The organism is Sphingomonas mucosissima (assembly GCF_002197665.1).
Lineage (GTDB): Bacteria > Pseudomonadota > Alphaproteobacteria > Sphingomonadales > Sphingomonadaceae > Sphingomonas > Sphingomonas mucosissima.
In genome coordinates this window covers 1-585 of record NZ_NBBJ01000016.1, presented here as the reverse complement: position 1 = coordinate 585, position 585 = coordinate 1, and the positions used below count along the sequence as shown (strand labels likewise).

The following is a 585-nucleotide window of genomic DNA, read 5'->3' as shown; positions in this document are numbered from 1 at the left end:
GAATGGTTCGAGAACTACGATGAAGAGTTCGAACGCGAGGACTTCTACCGCATCGTGCAGAGCTGGGATACCGGGCTCAGCGACGAGCCTGGTGCCGATTATTCGGTCTGCACGACCTGGGGCTATCGCGAGCGGCGCTGGTACCTCGTTGATGTGCTTCGCGCGCGACTGGCTTTTCCCGATCTCAAGCGGGCGGTACTGCGTCTGAAGCGCCAGTGGCGCGCCGACGAGGTCATCATCGAGGATGCCGGATCGGGTATTTCGCTGTGGCAGGAGTTTCGTGCCAACGGTGATTTCCGTCCGCTCATGTGGAAGGTGCGGCAAGGCAAGGAGGAGCGGCTGGTGGGCGTCACCGGTCAACTCGAAGCAGGGCTATGCGTGCTGCCGGCCGAGGCACCGTGGCTAGAGGCGTTCCGCCATGAATTGCGGGGTTTTCCCTTCAGCCGAAACGACGACCAGGTCGACAGCATGACGCAGTTCCTCGAATATCAGCGGCTATGGTCGGACGAGCTGCTCGCCGAACGCGATCCGGTTACTGGCCGCAAGCTGCGGATCAACCGACCGTCACGTCTGGTGCGCGGCTAG

At 62.1% G+C, this 585-nt stretch carries 1 protein-coding gene; it reads left to right on the top strand.

The annotated features are described in order from the left end of the window. The coding region (gene terL / locus SPMU_RS16580) for a phage terminase large subunit (RefSeq protein ID WP_169715768.1) at nucleotides 1-585 on the top strand (585 nt) is incomplete at its 5' end.